The organism is Kitasatospora azatica KCTC 9699 (genome assembly GCF_000744785.1).
Taxonomy (GTDB): domain Bacteria; phylum Actinomycetota; class Actinomycetes; order Streptomycetales; family Streptomycetaceae; genus Kitasatospora; species Kitasatospora azatica.
The window spans coordinates 574,941-590,344 of sequence record NZ_JQMO01000002.1; the positions used below are offsets into that span (position 1 = coordinate 574,941).

Consider the following 15,404-nt stretch of genomic DNA (forward strand, 5'->3'; position numbering starts at 1 on the left):
CCACCCCTTCCAGGAGCAGATTCTGAACACGTTCGTCGCGGAAGTCCTGTCGGTCGGCCTGCTGGTACTGGTCCTGGTCTGCGCGGTGGTGCGGCCGTGGGGCTGGCCCGAGGCGGTGGTCGCGGTCCCGGCGGCGGGGCTGGCGATCGGCGCCGGCGCGATCTCGCCGGCCCACGCGGCAGCCGAGGCCGCTCGGCTCGGCCCGGTCATCGGCTTCCTCGCCGCGGTCCTGGTGCTCGCCCAACTCTGCGACGACGAGGGCCTGTTCCACGCGTGCGGCGCGTGGATGGCGCGCACCGCGGCGGGGCGGCCCCGCCGACTCCTGGTACAGGTGTTCGTGGTCGCCTCGGTGATCACGGCGGTGCTCAGCCTGGACGCCACCGTGGTCCTGCTCACCCCGGTGGTGTTCGCCACCGCCGCCCGCCTCGGGGCCAGGCCGAAGCCCCACCTCTACGCGTGCACGCACCTGTCGAACACCGCCTCGCTGCTGCTGCCGGTGTCCAACCTCACCAACCTGCTGGCATTCGCGGCCAGCGGGCTGGCGTTCACCCGGTTCGCCGCACTGATGGCACTGCCCTGGCTCGTCGCGATCGCGGTCGAGTACGTGTTGCTGCGCCGGTTCTTCGCGGCAGACCTGGACGCGGGCGCCGAGGTCCCGGCGACCGCGACGGAGCCGGAACTGCCGCTGTTCGCCCTGGTCACCGTCGCCGGCACGCTCGCCGGGTTCGTTCTCGCCTCGGCGGTCGGCATCGACCCGGCCTGGGCCGCGCTGGCCGGCGCCCTGGTGCTGGCCGTCCGCGCCCTGGCCCGGCGGCGGACCACCCCGACGGCGATCCTCCGCTCGGCCGCGCTGCCGTTCCTGGCCTTCGTGCTGGCGCTCGGCGTCGTCGTGCGCGCGGTGGTCGACAACGGGCTGTTGTCCGCGCTCGGACACCTCGTCCCGCACGGCACTGCGCTGCCCGCCCTGCTGGGCACCGCTGCGCTCGCCGCCGTTCTCGCGAACGTGATCAACAATCTGCCCGCCACCCTCGTCCTGCTGCCGCTGACCGCGCCGGCCGGCCCGGGCGCGGTGCTGGCGGTGCTGCTCGGGGTGAACATCGGGCCCAACCTCACCTACGCCGGTTCCCTGGCCACCCTGCTCTGGCGGCGCATCGTCCGGGAGCACGACACCGACGTCGGGCTGGCCGAGTTCACCCGCCTCGGGCTGCTCGTCGTACCGGCGGCGCTGGCCCTGGCCGTGGTAGCACTGTGGGGATCGTTGCGGATCGTCGGAGGGTGATGCCGTGTCAGTCGTCGTCTGGATCACCGAGGGCACCTGGCCCGCCTGTGTCGACGCCGCCCGCACCCACGCGCCGCAGGACGCCGAGATCGTCCTGTTGCACGTCACGGGCACCGAGGTGCCCGGAGTCGCGCACGCCGCCTTCGCGGGACTGCTGGGACGCGGCCACCCCAGGGGGCGGCACCCGACCGACGGCTGGGGAAGCGACCCGGGTGACCGGCTCGAGGACCTGGCCGCGGCCTCCGCCCACCAGCTGCTCGACGCCGCCGCCGACCGCCTGGGACGCTCCTGCGTCCGCCTGGAACGGACCGGCCGGACCGAGCACGAGGTCGTGGCCGCGGCTGCCGGAGCGGAGCTGCTGGTCCTCGCGCGCGACGGTGACCGCACCCACCTGGGGCCCCACAGTCTGGGTCCCGCAAGCCGGTTCGTCGTCGACCACGCTCCCTGCCCCGTCCTGCTGGTCTGGCCCGGGCCGGCACCGGCGACTGCCGCGGCCCCGCCACCGCACCCGCCGCGGCGCGGGTAACACCACTGTGCGCGCTGCCGGATGGCGCCGAGCCGCCCCGGCGGCTGCCCTGCGCCTCCGGGACGGCTGGTCGTTGGCCCGCGCTCAGTGACCGCGGTTGAAGGTGAGCGCCGGGTTGGCGTTCCGCACCAGGGTCAGGGCCTGATCGGGCCACCAGGTGCCGGCCGGCGGGTCGACGATGCCGTACTCGGGGTCGACCGTTGCGCCGGGGACGTTGCGGTTGCACTGACCGTCGGACTGGCCGACGGTCTTGATCCACAGGTAGGCGTCCACCAGGGGTGTGCCGGTGTCGGCCGTGGGCCGGTCACCGATGCCGCGGCCGGGCGGGTTGCACCAGGTCTGCGGATCGCCGGTGTACTTGCCGGCCGGCGGGGTCCAGCCGCCCTGCCCGTCGCGGCTGGTGTCGACCACGAAGTGGGCGAGTTCGCCCGCCGGCGGGGTGCCGACGTTCTGCTGGAACCACTGGTCGGTCCAGTGCCAGGTGCTGGGGTCGTCCGCGTTGACGGAGTCCCCCGGCAGGCCGTCGTTGGGGGCCGCCGGGGAGTAGTACTGGCTCGCGCACCAGTCCGTGTGCCCGTGCGCGGCCGCCGGGCCCTTGGTGGCGTACCACAGGCAGTTCGACACCCAGGTGCCGTAGTGGTCGGACCGGCCGGTGGCGAAGAAGTTGGACACGTTCAGCGAGAAGCCCTGGGTGTTCTCGACCCCCGCCTGCAGCAGGCGCTGTGCCATGGTGCCCACGCTCTGCCAGTGGCTGTTGCCCGCGTCCAGGTACACGGTCGTGTTCGGCTGCTGCTCCAGGACGCTGACGGCGTACCGCAGATCGGCGATCCGTCCGGCCGTGAGCGCCCCGGTGGGGTCGGTGCTCGGGGAGCAGTCGGAGGGCAGGTTGGCCAGGGCGTCGGGTTCGAGGACCACCAGTGCCCGGCTGCGGCCGATGCCGTGCGCCAGCCCCGCGATCCAGGCTCGGTAGTCCGCGTCGGACTGCGCGCCCCCGCTGGAGTACTGGGAGCAGTCCCGCAGCGGGATGTCGTACGCGACCAGGACCGGAACGGTCCCGGTGCGGGCAGCGCTCCGGACCAGCGAATGCGCCTGGTCGGCCACCTGGTCCGGGGTGCCGTCGGTGAACCAGTGGGCCTCGGGCCAGCTGGCGAGCTCGGCCATCGCGGTGGCGCCGGTGAAGTCGTGGTGCAGCAGGTCGTTGACCGCCTGCTTCGCCGCGTCGCTGTGCGGGTCCACGTAGAACCGGGTACCGGCCGGCAGTGTGTGGCCGGTACCGACCTCGGCCTGGGCCTGGGCCGGGACGGCGACTGCCGCCAGCAGGGCCGCGATGCCGATGGGCACCAACGAGCGTGGGATGCGCGGACTCACGTGGGTCTCCTCCTGCTCTCAGTAGCCGTAGACCAGGTTGTAGGCGACCTGGGGCAGGAACTGTCCGGCGCTGGATCCGCCGCCGGTGCCGCAGTTGCCGTCGGACTCACCGGGCACCTTGACCCAGAGCAGCATCTCGGCGCCGCCACCCGACTGCGTGGGGGTGCCGATCCTGCGGCCGGCCGGGTTGCACCACTGGCCGTTGGAGCCGTTGCCGTTGCGGCTGGTGTCGACGACGTACGGCTTGGCGGACCCGCCCCTCGACTGCAGGGCCGCGTTGACGGCGTTGCCGTACGCCGTGTTCTGCGAAGTGCTGTAGAAGTTGGACACGTTCAACGAGAACCCGTGGGCCCCGCTGACCCCGGCATCGGCCAGGTGCTGGGCCATGGTCTGGGCGCTCAGCCAACCGGGGTTGCCGGCGTCCAGGTAGACCCAGGTGTTGGGGGCCTTGGCGTTGAACTGTGCGATGGCGTTGCGCAGCAGCGTGTTGCGTTCGGAGATCTGATTCGCCGTCATGCAGCTCTCGTCCCCGAGCGAGTCGGGCTCCAGGACGACCACCGCGGGTCGGTTGCCGATGCCGCTGGCGAAAGCGGCGATCCAGCTGTTGTAGGCGGCGTCGGAACCCGCGCCACCGCCGGACTGGCCCGCGCAGATGTCCCGGTTGGGGATGTTGTAGGCCACCAGGATCGGCAGCTTGCGGTTGGCCGCCGCCGCGCCGACGAAGGCGCCGGTCGCCGTCCCGATGGTGCCGCTCCAGTTGCCGAACCAGCGTGCCGACGGCACGTTGGCGATCGAGGCCCGGATCGCGGCGGCGCGGCCGTCACCGGGGTTGGCGTTGACCCACTGCTGCGCGCTGGAGCCGGGGTCGACGTAGAAGCCGTTGGTCATGGTGGTGGGGTCGGCCGCGTAGGCGGTCCCGGGGTGGACCGCGGCCAGGAGTGCGGTCAGGAGTGCGGTCAGCGATGCTGCCACGAGCAATGACAGCCTGCGGCGCGAACGGCGCATGGCGTTTCCTCCGCTGTGGGGTGGGTGGAGGCTGGGTGGCGATCGAAGCGTGGGAGCGCTTCCAGAACCAGATGATTGGGCGCCTGCGAGGTGCTGTCAAGGAGTCCGACCGAGGTTCATTTCGCCTGTCAGTACTGGGTGCCCAGGGGATCGACGGTTTCTGGCGGTACAAGTGCCACTGGGCCTAGGTCGTGGAAGCGCTCCCATAATGCACACAGGGGCGGTGTGATGGACGAAAGAGCCGTCCGTTACACCGCCCCTGTCTCTGCCGCTTGTCCTGGAGCGCCCTGCCGGTTCCGACCGCACCGGACCGCAGGCCCGCGCGCCGGCAGAGCTCCCGCTACGCCGCCGGAACCGGCTGGGGGGCGCGGCGCAGCAGTCGGTCGAGGGCGAGGCTGCCCGGACCGGTGATCGCGATGGCCAGGAAGATCCAGCAGAACAGGACCGAGAGCTCACCGCCGTTCTGGATCGGCCACAGGGCGTGCTGCTGATGGACCGAGAAGTAGGCGTAGGCCATCGAGCCCGAGCAGAGCAGGGCCGCGAGCCTGGTGCCCAGGCCCAGCAGGACCAGGGCGCCGCCGACCAGCTGGATCAGCGCGGCCCACCAGCCCGGCCACTGGCCGACCGACAACGAACGGCCCGGCGTGCCGCCGAGGACGCCGAGCAGGGAGGCCGCCCCGTGGCAGCTGAAGAGCAGGGCGGAAACTATTCGCAGTGCGGCGATCGCGTGCGGCTTGGCCCGTTCGGCGAGTGCGTCGGTGCCGGTGCCGGTGCTGAATGACATCGCAACTCCATCTGGTCGGGGGTGATGGTTGGGGGTGCTGGATCGGGCGACTGGCGGTACGCACCGTGCGGCGCCTGAGTTCAGCGGTCCGCCCAGATTTTTTCTCCGGCATCCTCATTCGAAACAGAGCCTGACATCGGATCAGTTGCGACAGCTGATCCGCCCGACCTGCGGAGCACGGGTCGGTACCGGGCCTCGCCATCCTCGAATGTGCTGGTCAGCGGGCCGACCTGATGGCTCTCCGGGGCGCTCGTGCTGGTAGTGGGCAAGGGCTTGCGGCCTTGGTCGTCCGATGGATCGGGCCGGGTCGATTTCGCCCTTGTCCTGGCGGCCCACCGAGCGCAGCGCCGGAGCGCGTCAGGGCGTGACGACCAGTTTGCCGCGGGTGTGTCCGGTGCGGCTGGCCTCGAAGGCCTCGCCGGTCCGCTCCAGCGGGAAGGTCTGCGCGACCTCCACGGTCAACGCACCCCGGTCGACCGCCGCCGCCAGCTCGGCCAGCTTGGCGCCGTCCGGGCGGACCCAGATCCAGTGCCCGCCGTGCTGCTCCACACTCGGGTCGGCGACCGAGACGTGCCTGCCACCGTCGGCGAGCACGGCCAGCGTCGTCTCCAGCTGGCCGCCGACGAAGTCCGCCACCGCCGACACGCCGTCAGGCGCCAGCGCCCGCACCCGCTCGGCCAGGCCGTCCCCGTAGCTCACCGGGTCGCCGCCCAGCTCGCGGAGAAAGGCGTGGTTGCGCTCCGAGGCGGTGCAGATCACCCGGGCTCCCCGGTCGCAGCCGAGCTGCACCGCCAGGCTCCCGACGCCGCCGGCCGCGCCGTGCACCAGCAGCACGTCACCGGATCCGACCTCGAGCCGGTCCAGGCTGCGCAGTGCGGTCAGGCCGGCCAGCGGCAGGCCGGCCGCCTGCGCCCAGTCGAGCGCGACGGGCTTGCGCGCCACCGAGGGCGCATCGACCGCGACGTACTCGGCGAAGGTGCCGGCCTGCACCACGTCCTTGCGGGCGTAGGCCATCACCTCGTCCCCGGGCGTGAACTCGGGCGTGTCGGGGCCGGTCCGGGTCACCACACCGGCCACGTCCCAGCCGGGGATCACGGGGAAGACCGTGTCCATCATGCCGTCCAGGCCGCCGGCCATGACCTTCCAGTCGACCGGATTGACCGCCGCCGCGCGCACCTGGATCAGCACCTGGCCGGGCCCCACCTTGGGGTCGGCCACCTCGCCGCAGCGCAGCCGCGAGTTGTCCGGGGCGTAGGAGTCGTAGGTCACCGCACGCATGAACAGGCCTCCGGGGGTCGGTGTCGTCGCCCGACGCACCGCCGCCGGGTGGGCGGGCGCCAGGGCCTGGCGGCCACGCTATCCCCGGCCCGGACGCCCGGCGGCCCCGACGCTCCGACGCTCCGTCAGGGCGAATCGGACCCGGCCCGCCCGGTGGGCGGTGCGCGGTCCGAAAAAAGTCTCATCACGGCGGCAACCTTTCCGGCTCCGGCGGCCACTTGGGGGTGCAACAGACGATGGCGAGCCGCGGTCAGCGGCGCCATGCCGACCCTCATTCACGCACTCTGACCGGGAGCCCACGTGTCATCTGACGACCCGACGACCGCCAAGCGGCCGCTGCCCCAGGGCACGCACCGCCGCAGCCGCACCCGCCGCCGCATCCTGGCGGGGTCGGCGGCGATCCTGGTCGCCTCGGCCGGCGCCGGCGCGCTGGCGCTCAGCGCGGGCGCCGCGCCGACCGTCGCCATCACCGTGGACGCCGGCTCCTCGCTGGGCACCGTGCCGAGCACCGGTGTCGGCCTGAACACCGCCGTCTACGACCCCAACATGGCCGACGCCACCGCCTCGTCCCTGATCAAGGCCGCGGGCATCCGCCAACTGCGCTTCCCCGGCGGCTCCGTCGCGGACGGCTACCACTGGAAGACCCACACGGTCGCCGGCATCGGCAGCTGGGCCGCGCCGGGCACCGACTTCGACCACTTCATGACCATGGCGAAGACGGTCGGCGCCCAGCCGATCCTGACCGCGAACTACGGTTCCGGCACGCCGCAGGAGGCCGCCGACTGGGTCAAGTACGCCAACGTCGACAAGCACTACGGGGTCAAGTACTGGGAGATCGGCAACGAGGTCTACGGCAACGGCCACTACGGCAACGGCTGGGAGAACGACACCCACGCCGACAAGAGCCCGACGACCTACGCGAACAACCTGGTCGCCTACGCGAAGGCGATGAAGGCCGTGGACCCGACGGTGAAGATCGGTGCGGTGCTCACCACTCCCGGTGGCTACCCCGACGGCGTGACGGCTCCCGGTGACAGCGCCGACTGGAACCACACGGTGCTCTCCATCGCGGGCACCTCCATCGACTTCGTCATCGTCCACTCGTACCCCGGTGGCAAGACCACGGCCGACCTGCTGAACACCCCCGCCCAGGCCGCCGGCATCACCTCCGCGCTGCGCTCGCTGATCGCCGACTACGCGGGTTCGCGCGCCGCTTCGGTGGAGATCACGGTCACCGAGACCGATGGCGACTTCTCGCCCGCCAAGACCAGCCAGGCCGCGGCCCTGTACGCACCCGACGCCTACTTGAGCTGGCTCGAGCACGGCGCCGTGAACGTCGACTGGTGGGACCTGCACAACGGCATGGGCAGCGCTCCCAGCACGGTCGACGGCCAGACCGACTACCTGGACGAGGGCGTGCTCTCCAGCGGGAGCTGCGTCGACGGCAAGTGCGAGCCGGCCCGCGAGACGCCGTTCCCCACCTACTGGGGCATCCGCTCGCTGACCGCGCTGGCCCACCCCGGCGACACCATGGTCAAGGCCTCCTCCGGCAACTCGTCGGTGGCCGTGCACGCGGTGCGCGGCACCGACGGCGGCCTGAACGTCATGCTGATCAACAAGGACCCGAACAACGCCGCACAGGTGTCGCTCTCCTACGGCGGGTACGCCCCGGCCCCGGGCGCGGTCACCACCGTCTCGTACGCCAAGGGCGGCACCGAGCTGGTCACGGCGGCCAACGGCACGGCGGCCGCGCAGACCCTGCCGCCGTACTCGGTCACCACCCTCCAGCTGAAGCCCGCCTCGGCGCCCTCCGGTTCCGGCGCCCCGGCACCCGCCACCACGCCCAGCCCCGGTAAGGCGGCCACTCCCACGCCCGGCGCCGGCACGCCGGTCGCCGCCGGCTCGGTCACCGCCGCACCGGTGGCCTCCGCCTCCGGCACGCTCGGCACCCGCGCGCAGGCGTCCGCCGCCGGCACGCCCGCCGACCACCCGGCCCCGAGCAGCACCGCCACCGGCGGCCTGGCCTCCACCGGGATGAGCGATGCGGTCACCTACAGCGCCGTCGGCGGCCTGGCGGCCATCTCCACCGGCTGTGTCCTGGTGCTCCGCGGACGCCGCCGCAAGGCCGCACACGGCAAGTGAGTCGGCAGCAGTAGGTGATCGCTTGCGGGGACGATACCCAACAGTGATCCAGTGGCACTTGACGGTCGTTCTGTTAGCGTTAACACTCTTGTAACGCCAGGCCAGAAGGTAGGTCGGATCACCTCGACACTCCGGTGATCCGATCTGAGGCCCTGTCACAACCTGAACGATCAACGTTCACTCGGTCTCAACTTGCCTTCGAGACCGAAACCAACACCGCTTGACCGCTGCTCGACCGATCCTCGGCTCCCGCCCAGGTCGGGCCGATTTCGGCGCACCAATGGAGGAACTGTGCGGAAGTTTTCGATGGCCCTCGCCGTTGCGGGCCTGTCGCTCTCTCTCGCCGCTTGCGGCCAGAGCACGAACGGCGTCGGCGACAACGCGAGCAAGGGCAGCGCCAAGGGCGGGCTCATCGGCATCTCCATGCCCACCAAGTCGTCGGAGCGCTGGATCAACGACGGCAACAACATGGTCAAGCAGTTCCAGGACAAGGGCTACAAGACCGACCTGCAGTACGGCGACAACGTCGTCGAGAACCAGGTCTCCCAGCTCGAGAACATGATCACCAAGGGTGCCAAGCTGCTGGTGGTCGCCGCCATCGACGGCTCCTCGCTCAGCGACGTGCTCCAGAAGGCCGCCGACGCCCACATCCCGGTGATCTCCTACGACCGCCTGATCCGTGGCACCAACAACGTCGACTACTACGCGACCTTCGACAACTTCAAGGTCGGCGTCCTCCAGGGCACGTACATCGCCGACAAGCTGGGCCTCAAGGACGGCAAGGGTCCGTTCAACGTCGAGCTGTTCGCCGGCTCCCCGGACGACAACAACGCCTCCTTCTTCTTCAACGGCGCCATGAGCGTCCTGAAGCCGTACATCGACGACAAGAAGCTGGTGGTCCAGAGCGGCCAGACCGGCTTCAACCAGGTCGCCACCCTGCGCTGGGACGGCGGTGTCGCCCAGTCCCGCATGGACAACCTGCTCAGCAAGTCCTACACCTCGGCCCGGGTCGACGCCGTCCTCTCCCCCTACGACGGCATCTCGATCGGCATCCTCTCCTCCCTCAAGGGCGTCGGCTACGGCGGCAGCGGCAAGGCCCTGCCGGTCGTCACCGGCCAGGACGCCGAGCTGGCCTCGGTGAAGTCCATCATCGCGGGCGAGCAGACGCAGACCGTCTACAAGGACACCCGGGAGCTCGCCAAGGTCGCGGTTCAGATGGGCGACGCGCTGCTCACCGGCGGCAAGCCGGAGACCAACGACACCACGACCTACAACAACGGCGTCAAGACCGTCCCGGCCTACCTGCTCCAGCCGGTCAGCGTGGACAAGGACAACTACCAGAAGGTGCTGATCGACGGCGGCCAGTACACCGCGGACCAGCTCAAGTAATCCCCGGCCCCCCAAACCGGCGGTACGGGTGGGGCAGGCGCCCCGGACAGGCCCGCCCCACCCGTACCGCCCCCAGTCGAAATGGATGCACCACATGGCCGGACCCGTCCTCGAGATGCGTTCGATCACCAAGACGTTCCCCGGTGTCAAAGCGCTGTCCGACGTCAACCTGACCGTCGCCGCCGGCGAGGTCCACGCCGTCTGCGGCGAGAACGGCGCCGGCAAGTCCACCCTGATGAAGGTGCTCAGCGGGGTCTACCCGCACGGCTCCTACACGGGCGAGATCCTCTTCCAGGGCGAGCCCTGCCAGTTCAAGGACATCAGGGCCAGCGAAGAGCGCGGGATCGTGATCATCCACCAGGAGCTCGCCCTGGTGCCCTACCTCTCCATCGCGGAGAACATCTTCCTCGGCAACGAGCACGCCAGCCGCGGCATCATCAGCTGGAACAAGACGCTCACCCACGCCACCCGGCTCCTTCAGCGCGTCGGTCTGCAGGAGAACCCGCAGACCCGCATCGCCGACATCGGCGTGGGCAAGCAGCAGCTGGTCGAGATCGCCAAGGCGCTCGCGAAGGAGGTCAAGCTCCTCATCCTGGACGAGCCCACCGCCGCGCTCAACGACGAGGACAGCCGCAAGCTGCTCGACCTCATCCTGGAGCTCAAGGCACAGGGCATCTCCTGCATCATCATCTCGCACAAGCTGAACGAGATCGCCCGGGTCGCCGACTCCATCACCATCCTGCGCGACGGGCAGACCATCGAGACCCTCGCGGTCAGCGCGGACGGCATCTCCGAGGACCGGATCATCCGCGGGATGGTCGGTCGTGACCTCGAGCACCGCTACCCCGAGCGCACTCCGCAGATCGGCGAGGTCGCCCTCGCCGTGGAGGACTGGACGGTCCATCACCCGATCGACCACCAGCGCAAGGTGGTCGACAACGTGTCGATCAACGTCCGCCGGGGCGAGATCGTCGGCATCGCGGGCCTGATGGGCGCAGGGCGCACCGAGCTCGCGATGAGCGTCTTCGGCCGCTCCTACGGGCGCTACACGGGCGGCCGAGTGCTGATGAACGGCCAGGAGATCCGCACCCGCACCGTCCCCGAGGCGATCGGCCACGGCCTCGCGTACGTCACCGAGGACCGCAAGCAGCTCGGCCTCAACCTGATGGACGACATCAGCCGCAACATCTCGCTGAGCGCACTCGGCAAGGTGGCCCGGCGCGGCTGGGTGAACGAGCACGAGGAGACCCGGGTCGCCGAGCGCTTCCGCAAGTCCATGAACATCAAGGCCCCCTCGGTGTTCGCGCAGACCGGAAAGCTCAGCGGCGGCAACCAGCAGAAGGTCGTCCTCAGCAAGTGGATCTTCGCTGAGCCCGAGGTGCTGATCCTCGACGAGCCGACCCGGGGCATCGACGTCGGCGCCAAGGCGGAGATCTACACCGTGATCGCCGACCTCGCGGCCCAGGGCAAGGCGGTGCTCGTCATCTCCTCCGAGCTCCCCGAACTGCTGGGACTCTGCGACCGCATCTACACCATGGCCGAGGGCCGGCTCACCGGCGAGGTCGAGCGGGCGGACGCGACTCAGGAATCACTCATGCGCCTCATGACCGTGAGCGCGGCAATCCAGAACGAGCAGGTATAGAGGCATGGCCCAGACCGAGACCACCGACACCAAGGCGGCCGCGCCCGCCCCGGCCGAGCGACCGTCCGTCGGCGCCGTGCTCGTCCAGGCGCTGCGCGGCAACGTCCGTCAGTACGGCATGCTGGTCGCGCTGGCGCTGATCGTGCTGCTGTTCCAGTTCTGGACGGACGGCATCCTGCTCCAGCCGCTGAACGTCACCAACCTGGTCCAGCAGAACAGTTACATCCTGATCCTGGCGATCGGCATGATGATCGTCATCATCGCGGGGCACATCGACCTGTCGGTCGGTTCGCTGGCCGCCTTCGTCGGCGCCGCGTCGGCGGTGATGATGATCAAGCACGGGATGTCCTGGCCGATAGCCCTCGTGCTGGCGCTGCTGATCGGCGCGGTGGCGGGTGCCTGGCAGGGCTTCTGGATCGCCTACATCGGCATCCCGTCGTTCATCGTCACGCTGGCCGGCATGCTGCTGTTCCGCGGCGGCACGCAGATCATGCTGCAGGGCCAGTCGATCGCACCGTTCCCCAAGGGCTTCCAGAAGATCGGCAGCGGCTTCCTGCCGGAGGTCGGCCCGCACACCAACTACCACAACCTGACCCTGCTGCTCGGCCTCGGCGTGCTCGCGCTGGCCGTCCTGCAGGAGGTCCGGGGCCGCCGGCAGGCCGCCTCGTACGGGCTCGAACTCCTGCCGCTCGGCTTCTTCCTGGCCAAGCTGGCCGCCATCACCGCCGCCGTGCTGGTCTTCACCCTGCTGCTGGCCAGCTACCACGGCTTCCCCATCGTGCTGCTGATCCTCGGTGCGCTGCTCTTCGGCTTCGGCTACCTGATGCGCAACTCGATCATCGGTCGCCACACCTACGCCATCGGCGGCAACGAGGCGGCGGCGAAGCTGTCCGGTGTGAAGAGCAAGCGGGTCGTCTTCCTGGCCTTCGTCAACATGGGCGTCCTCGCCGCGCTGGCCGGTCTGGTCTTCGCCGCCCGGCTCAACGCCGGTACCCCGCAGGCCGGTATCAACTTCGAGCTGGAGGCGATCGCGGCCGCGTTCATCGGTGGCGCCTCCGCCACCGGCGGTGTCGGCACCGTGTTCGGCGCCATCATCGGCGGCCTGGTGCTCGGTGTGCTCAACAACGGCATGTCGCTGGTCGGCGTCGGCACCGACTACCAGCAGGTGATCAAGGGCCTGGTGCTGCTCGCGGCAGTCGGCTTCGACGTCTACAACAAGCGGAAGGTCGGCTCCTGAGCCGTACTGACAGACAGCTGTGCCCGGCCGCTTCGGTGGCCGGGCACAGCTGTCTGTCAGTACGGCTACGCCGCTGAGAACCGGTAGACGGTCGTGGACCGGTACTCCTCCCCCGGGCGCAGGACGGTGGAGGGGTATTCAGGCCGGTTCGGCGAGTCGGGGAAGTGCTGGGTCTCCAGCGCGATGCCCGCGTGGGCGGGGTACGGGCGGGCGGAGCGGCCGGCCAGGGAGCCGTCGAAGTGGTTGCCCGTGTAGACCTGGAGACCCGGCTCGGTGGTCAGGCACTCCACCCGTCGGCCACTGGCCGGATGGCTCAACACGGCGGCCCGCCGCAGCCCTTCACCCCTGAGCACCCAGTTGTGGTCGAAGCCGCCGCCCGCCAGGCGGACCTGAGGGTGGTCCTCGTGCACCCGGCCGCCGATCAGCGCCGGCTCGGTGAGGTCGAAGGGCGTGCCCGCGACCGCCTCGAACGGCCCGAGCGGGATCAACTCCCCGTCCACGGGCGTGTAGTGGTCGCCCTCGACCTGGAGCAGATGGTCGAGCACGGTTCCGTCGCCCTCGCCGGCCAGGTTGAAGTACGCGTGGTTGGTGAGGTTGACCACCGTCGGGGCGTCCGTGGTCGCCCGGTAGCCGATCCGCAGCTCACCGGCGGGGTCGAGCAGGTACGTCACCTCGACCGTGAGCGCTCCCGGAAACCCCTGGTCACCGTCGGGGCTGTGCAACCGCAGGCGCACTCCGGCCCGTCGGCCTTCCCGGACCGCAACGCCGTCCCAGAGCCGGGTGGCGAAGCCGTCCGGGCCGCCGTGCAGGGTGTGGCCGTTCGGCTGGGTGGCCAGCCGGCGCACGGTCCCGCCGAGGGGCAGCGCTCCGTCCGCGATGCGGTTGGCGTAGCGGCCGACGGTCGCGCCGAAGTAACTCGCCGCGCCCAGCAGGTCGTCGGCGCTCTCGCAGCCGAGCACGATGTTCGCTTGACGCCCCTGCCGGTCGGGCGCCCGCAGGGCCTGGAGGCGAGCACCGAGGCTGAGCACCTCGGCTGTCACGCCCTCTGCGGAGCCGAACGTCCAACGGGTGACTGTCCGTCCGTCCGGAAGGGTCATGGCGGGTTCCTGACTGACCGTCAGGTCGCCGGGGGATACGAGTGCGTCGCTCGGCACGGGGCTGCTCCAGATGTCGGCGGAGGGGAAAAGAGCGACGCCCGCCACAAGGGGCGGGCGTCGTTTCGGGCGGGCTCGGCTCAGAAGCCCTGGGCCAGGCGGTGGTAGGCCTGGTTCCAGCGCAGCTCCTTGGTGAAGCGGCGGATGGTGGTGTCGGCGTCGATCACGAGCAGCTCGACACCCAGCATCTCGGCCAGGTCGTCCAGCTCTTCGGCACCGATCGCGCTGGAGAGCACGGTGTGGTGCGGGGCGCCGGCCGTCAGCCAGGCCTCGGTGGAGGTCCGCAGGTCCGGCCGGGGCTGCCAGACGGCCCGGGCGACGGGCAGGTTGGGCAGCGGAGCCGCCGGCTCGACCACGTCGATCTCGTTGGCGACCAGTCGGAACCGGTCGCCCATGTCGGCGAGGCCGACCACCACGGCCGGACCGGTCGCGGCATCGAAGACCAGCCGGACCGGGTCCTCCCGGCCGCCGATGCCGAGCGGGTGGACCTCGCAGGACGGCGTGGCGGAGGCGATGCTCGGGCACACCTCCAGCATGTGCGCGCCCAGGATCAACTCCCGCCCCGGCTCCAGGTGGTAGGTGTAGTCCTCCATGAAGGAGGTGCCGCCGGGCAGGCCGGCGGAGACCACCTTCAGGGTGCGCAGCAGGACGGAGGTCTTCCAGTCGCCCTCGCCGCCGAAGCCGTAGCCGTCGGCCATCAGCCGCTGCACCGCGAGGCCCGGCAGCTGGCGAAGCCCGCCGAGGTCCTCGAAGTTGGTGGTGAAGGCCTTGAAGCCGCCCTGGTCGAGGAAGCCGCGCAGGCCGAGTTCGATGCGTGCGGCGTAGCGGAGCGAGTCGTGCCGCTCGCCGCCGGCCCGCAGCTCGGGTGCCAGCCGGTAGGCCTCGTCGTACTCCTTGACGAGCTCGGTGACGTCGCCGTCAGTGGTCGCGTCGACCGCATCGACCAGGTCGTTGACACCGTAGGTGTTGACCGAGACGCCGAAGCGGCGCTGGGCCTCGACCTTGTCGCCCTCGGTGACGGCGACATCGCGCATGTTGTCGCCGAAGCGGGCCAGCTTGAGGCTGCGCAGCTCGGCGCGGCCGGCGGCGGCGCGGGCCCAGGAGCCGATCCGGCGGGCCACCGTCGGGTCGCTGACGTGCCCGGCGACGGTCTTGCGGGCGACGCCCAGGCGGGACTGGATGAAGCCGAACTCGCGGTCGCCGTGGGCGGCCTGGTTCAGGTTCATGAAGTCCATGTCGATGGAGTGCCAAGGCAGTTCGACGTTGGCCTGGGTGTGCAGGTGGAGCAGCGGCTTCTGCAGGGCGTCCAGGCCGGCGATCCACATCTTGGCCGGGGAGAAGGTGTGCATCCAGGCGATCAGGCCGATGCAGTTGTCGTCGGAGTTGGCCTCCAGGCAGATCCGGCGGATCGCGCCGGCGTCCGTGAGCACCGGCTTCCAGATCACCGTGACCGGGATGTCGGAGGCCGCGTCGAGCGTGCCGGCTATCTGCTGCGACTGGGCGGCGACCTGGCGCAGCGTCTCCTCGCCGTAGAGTCCCTGACTTCCCGTCAGGAACCAGACCTCGCGCCCCGCGAGCGACTTCGTCATGAGTGACTCCT

At 70.6% G+C, this 15,404-nt stretch carries 12 protein-coding genes; 6 read left to right on the forward strand and 6 right to left on the reverse strand.

Annotation, left to right across the window (positions count from 1 at the left end; all coding sequences use genetic code 11):
- Positions 1-22 precede the first annotated feature (22 nt).
- Positions 23-1,279 (forward strand): SLC13 family permease, encoded by a 1,257-nt coding sequence (locus BR98_RS02980; RefSeq protein WP_035842661.1) that lies wholly within the window; start codon positions 23-25, stop codon positions 1,277-1,279.
- 4 nt (positions 1,280-1,283) lie between these two features.
- Positions 1,284-1,805, forward strand: coding sequence for a universal stress protein (locus BR98_RS02985; protein ID WP_035839749.1), 522 nt, complete (start codon positions 1,284-1,286; stop codon positions 1,803-1,805).
- An 84-nt stretch (positions 1,806-1,889) separates the two neighbouring features.
- On the opposite strand, the gene BR98_RS02990 is transcribed toward BR98_RS02985, so the two are convergent.
- The 4 genes from BR98_RS02990 to BR98_RS03005 all read right to left on the reverse strand — a co-directional run bounded on the left by BR98_RS02990 (position 1,890) and on the right by BR98_RS03005 (position 6,240).
- Entirely contained in the window at positions 1,890-3,173 is a 1,284-nt protein-coding gene (locus BR98_RS02990) for a glycoside hydrolase family 6 protein (protein WP_035839752.1), read from the reverse strand.
- Positions 3,174-3,191: 18 nt separating this feature from the next.
- Entirely contained in the window at positions 3,192-4,178 is a 987-nt protein-coding gene (locus tag BR98_RS02995; RefSeq protein ID WP_035839754.1) for a glycoside hydrolase family 6 protein, read from the reverse strand.
- A 340-nt stretch (positions 4,179-4,518) separates the two neighbouring features.
- Positions 4,519-4,962 (reverse strand): DoxX family protein, encoded by a 444-nt coding sequence (locus tag BR98_RS03000; protein WP_035839757.1) that lies wholly within the window; start codon positions 4,960-4,962, stop codon positions 4,519-4,521.
- 357 nt (positions 4,963-5,319) lie between these two features.
- Positions 5,320-6,240: an NADP-dependent oxidoreductase gene (locus tag BR98_RS03005; RefSeq protein WP_035839761.1), complete on the reverse strand. Its 921-nt coding sequence runs from the start codon at positions 6,238-6,240 to the stop codon at positions 5,320-5,322.
- A gap of 300 nt (positions 6,241-6,540) precedes the next feature.
- Here BR98_RS03005 and BR98_RS03010 point away from each other — a divergent pair, with 300 nt between their 5' ends.
- The 4 genes from BR98_RS03010 (at position 6,541) to mmsB (ending at position 12,650) form a co-directional block, all read left to right on the forward strand.
- Positions 6,541-8,382 (forward strand): cellulose-binding protein, encoded by a 1,842-nt coding sequence (locus BR98_RS03010; RefSeq protein WP_232247215.1) that lies wholly within the window; start codon positions 6,541-6,543, stop codon positions 8,380-8,382.
- A 306-nt stretch (positions 8,383-8,688) separates the two neighbouring features.
- Positions 8,689-9,771, forward strand: coding sequence for a multiple monosaccharide ABC transporter substrate-binding protein (chvE, locus tag BR98_RS03015; protein ID WP_157537348.1), 1,083 nt, complete (start codon positions 8,689-8,691; stop codon positions 9,769-9,771).
- Between the two features lie 94 nt (positions 9,772-9,865).
- Positions 9,866-11,413, forward strand: coding sequence for a multiple monosaccharide ABC transporter ATP-binding protein (gene mmsA, locus BR98_RS03020; protein WP_035839766.1), 1,548 nt, complete (start codon positions 9,866-9,868; stop codon positions 11,411-11,413).
- 4 nt (positions 11,414-11,417) lie between these two features.
- Positions 11,418-12,650 carry a multiple monosaccharide ABC transporter permease gene (gene mmsB / locus BR98_RS03025; protein ID WP_035839768.1) on the forward strand — a complete coding sequence of 411 codons (1,233 nt, stop codon included), beginning with the start codon at positions 11,418-11,420 and terminating at the stop codon, positions 12,648-12,650.
- A gap of 65 nt (positions 12,651-12,715) precedes the next feature.
- Here mmsB and BR98_RS03030 read toward each other — a convergent pair whose 3' ends face one another.
- A complete protein-coding gene (locus BR98_RS03030) occupies positions 12,716-13,747 on the reverse strand; it encodes an aldose epimerase family protein (protein ID WP_035839769.1) in 1,032 nt (343 codons plus the stop codon).
- A gap of 137 nt (positions 13,748-13,884) precedes the next feature.
- Positions 13,885-15,393 carry an L-arabinose isomerase gene (gene araA / locus BR98_RS03035; protein WP_035839772.1) on the reverse strand — a complete coding sequence of 503 codons (1,509 nt, stop codon included), beginning with the start codon at positions 15,391-15,393 and terminating at the stop codon, positions 13,885-13,887.
- Positions 15,394-15,404 lie beyond the last annotated feature (11 nt).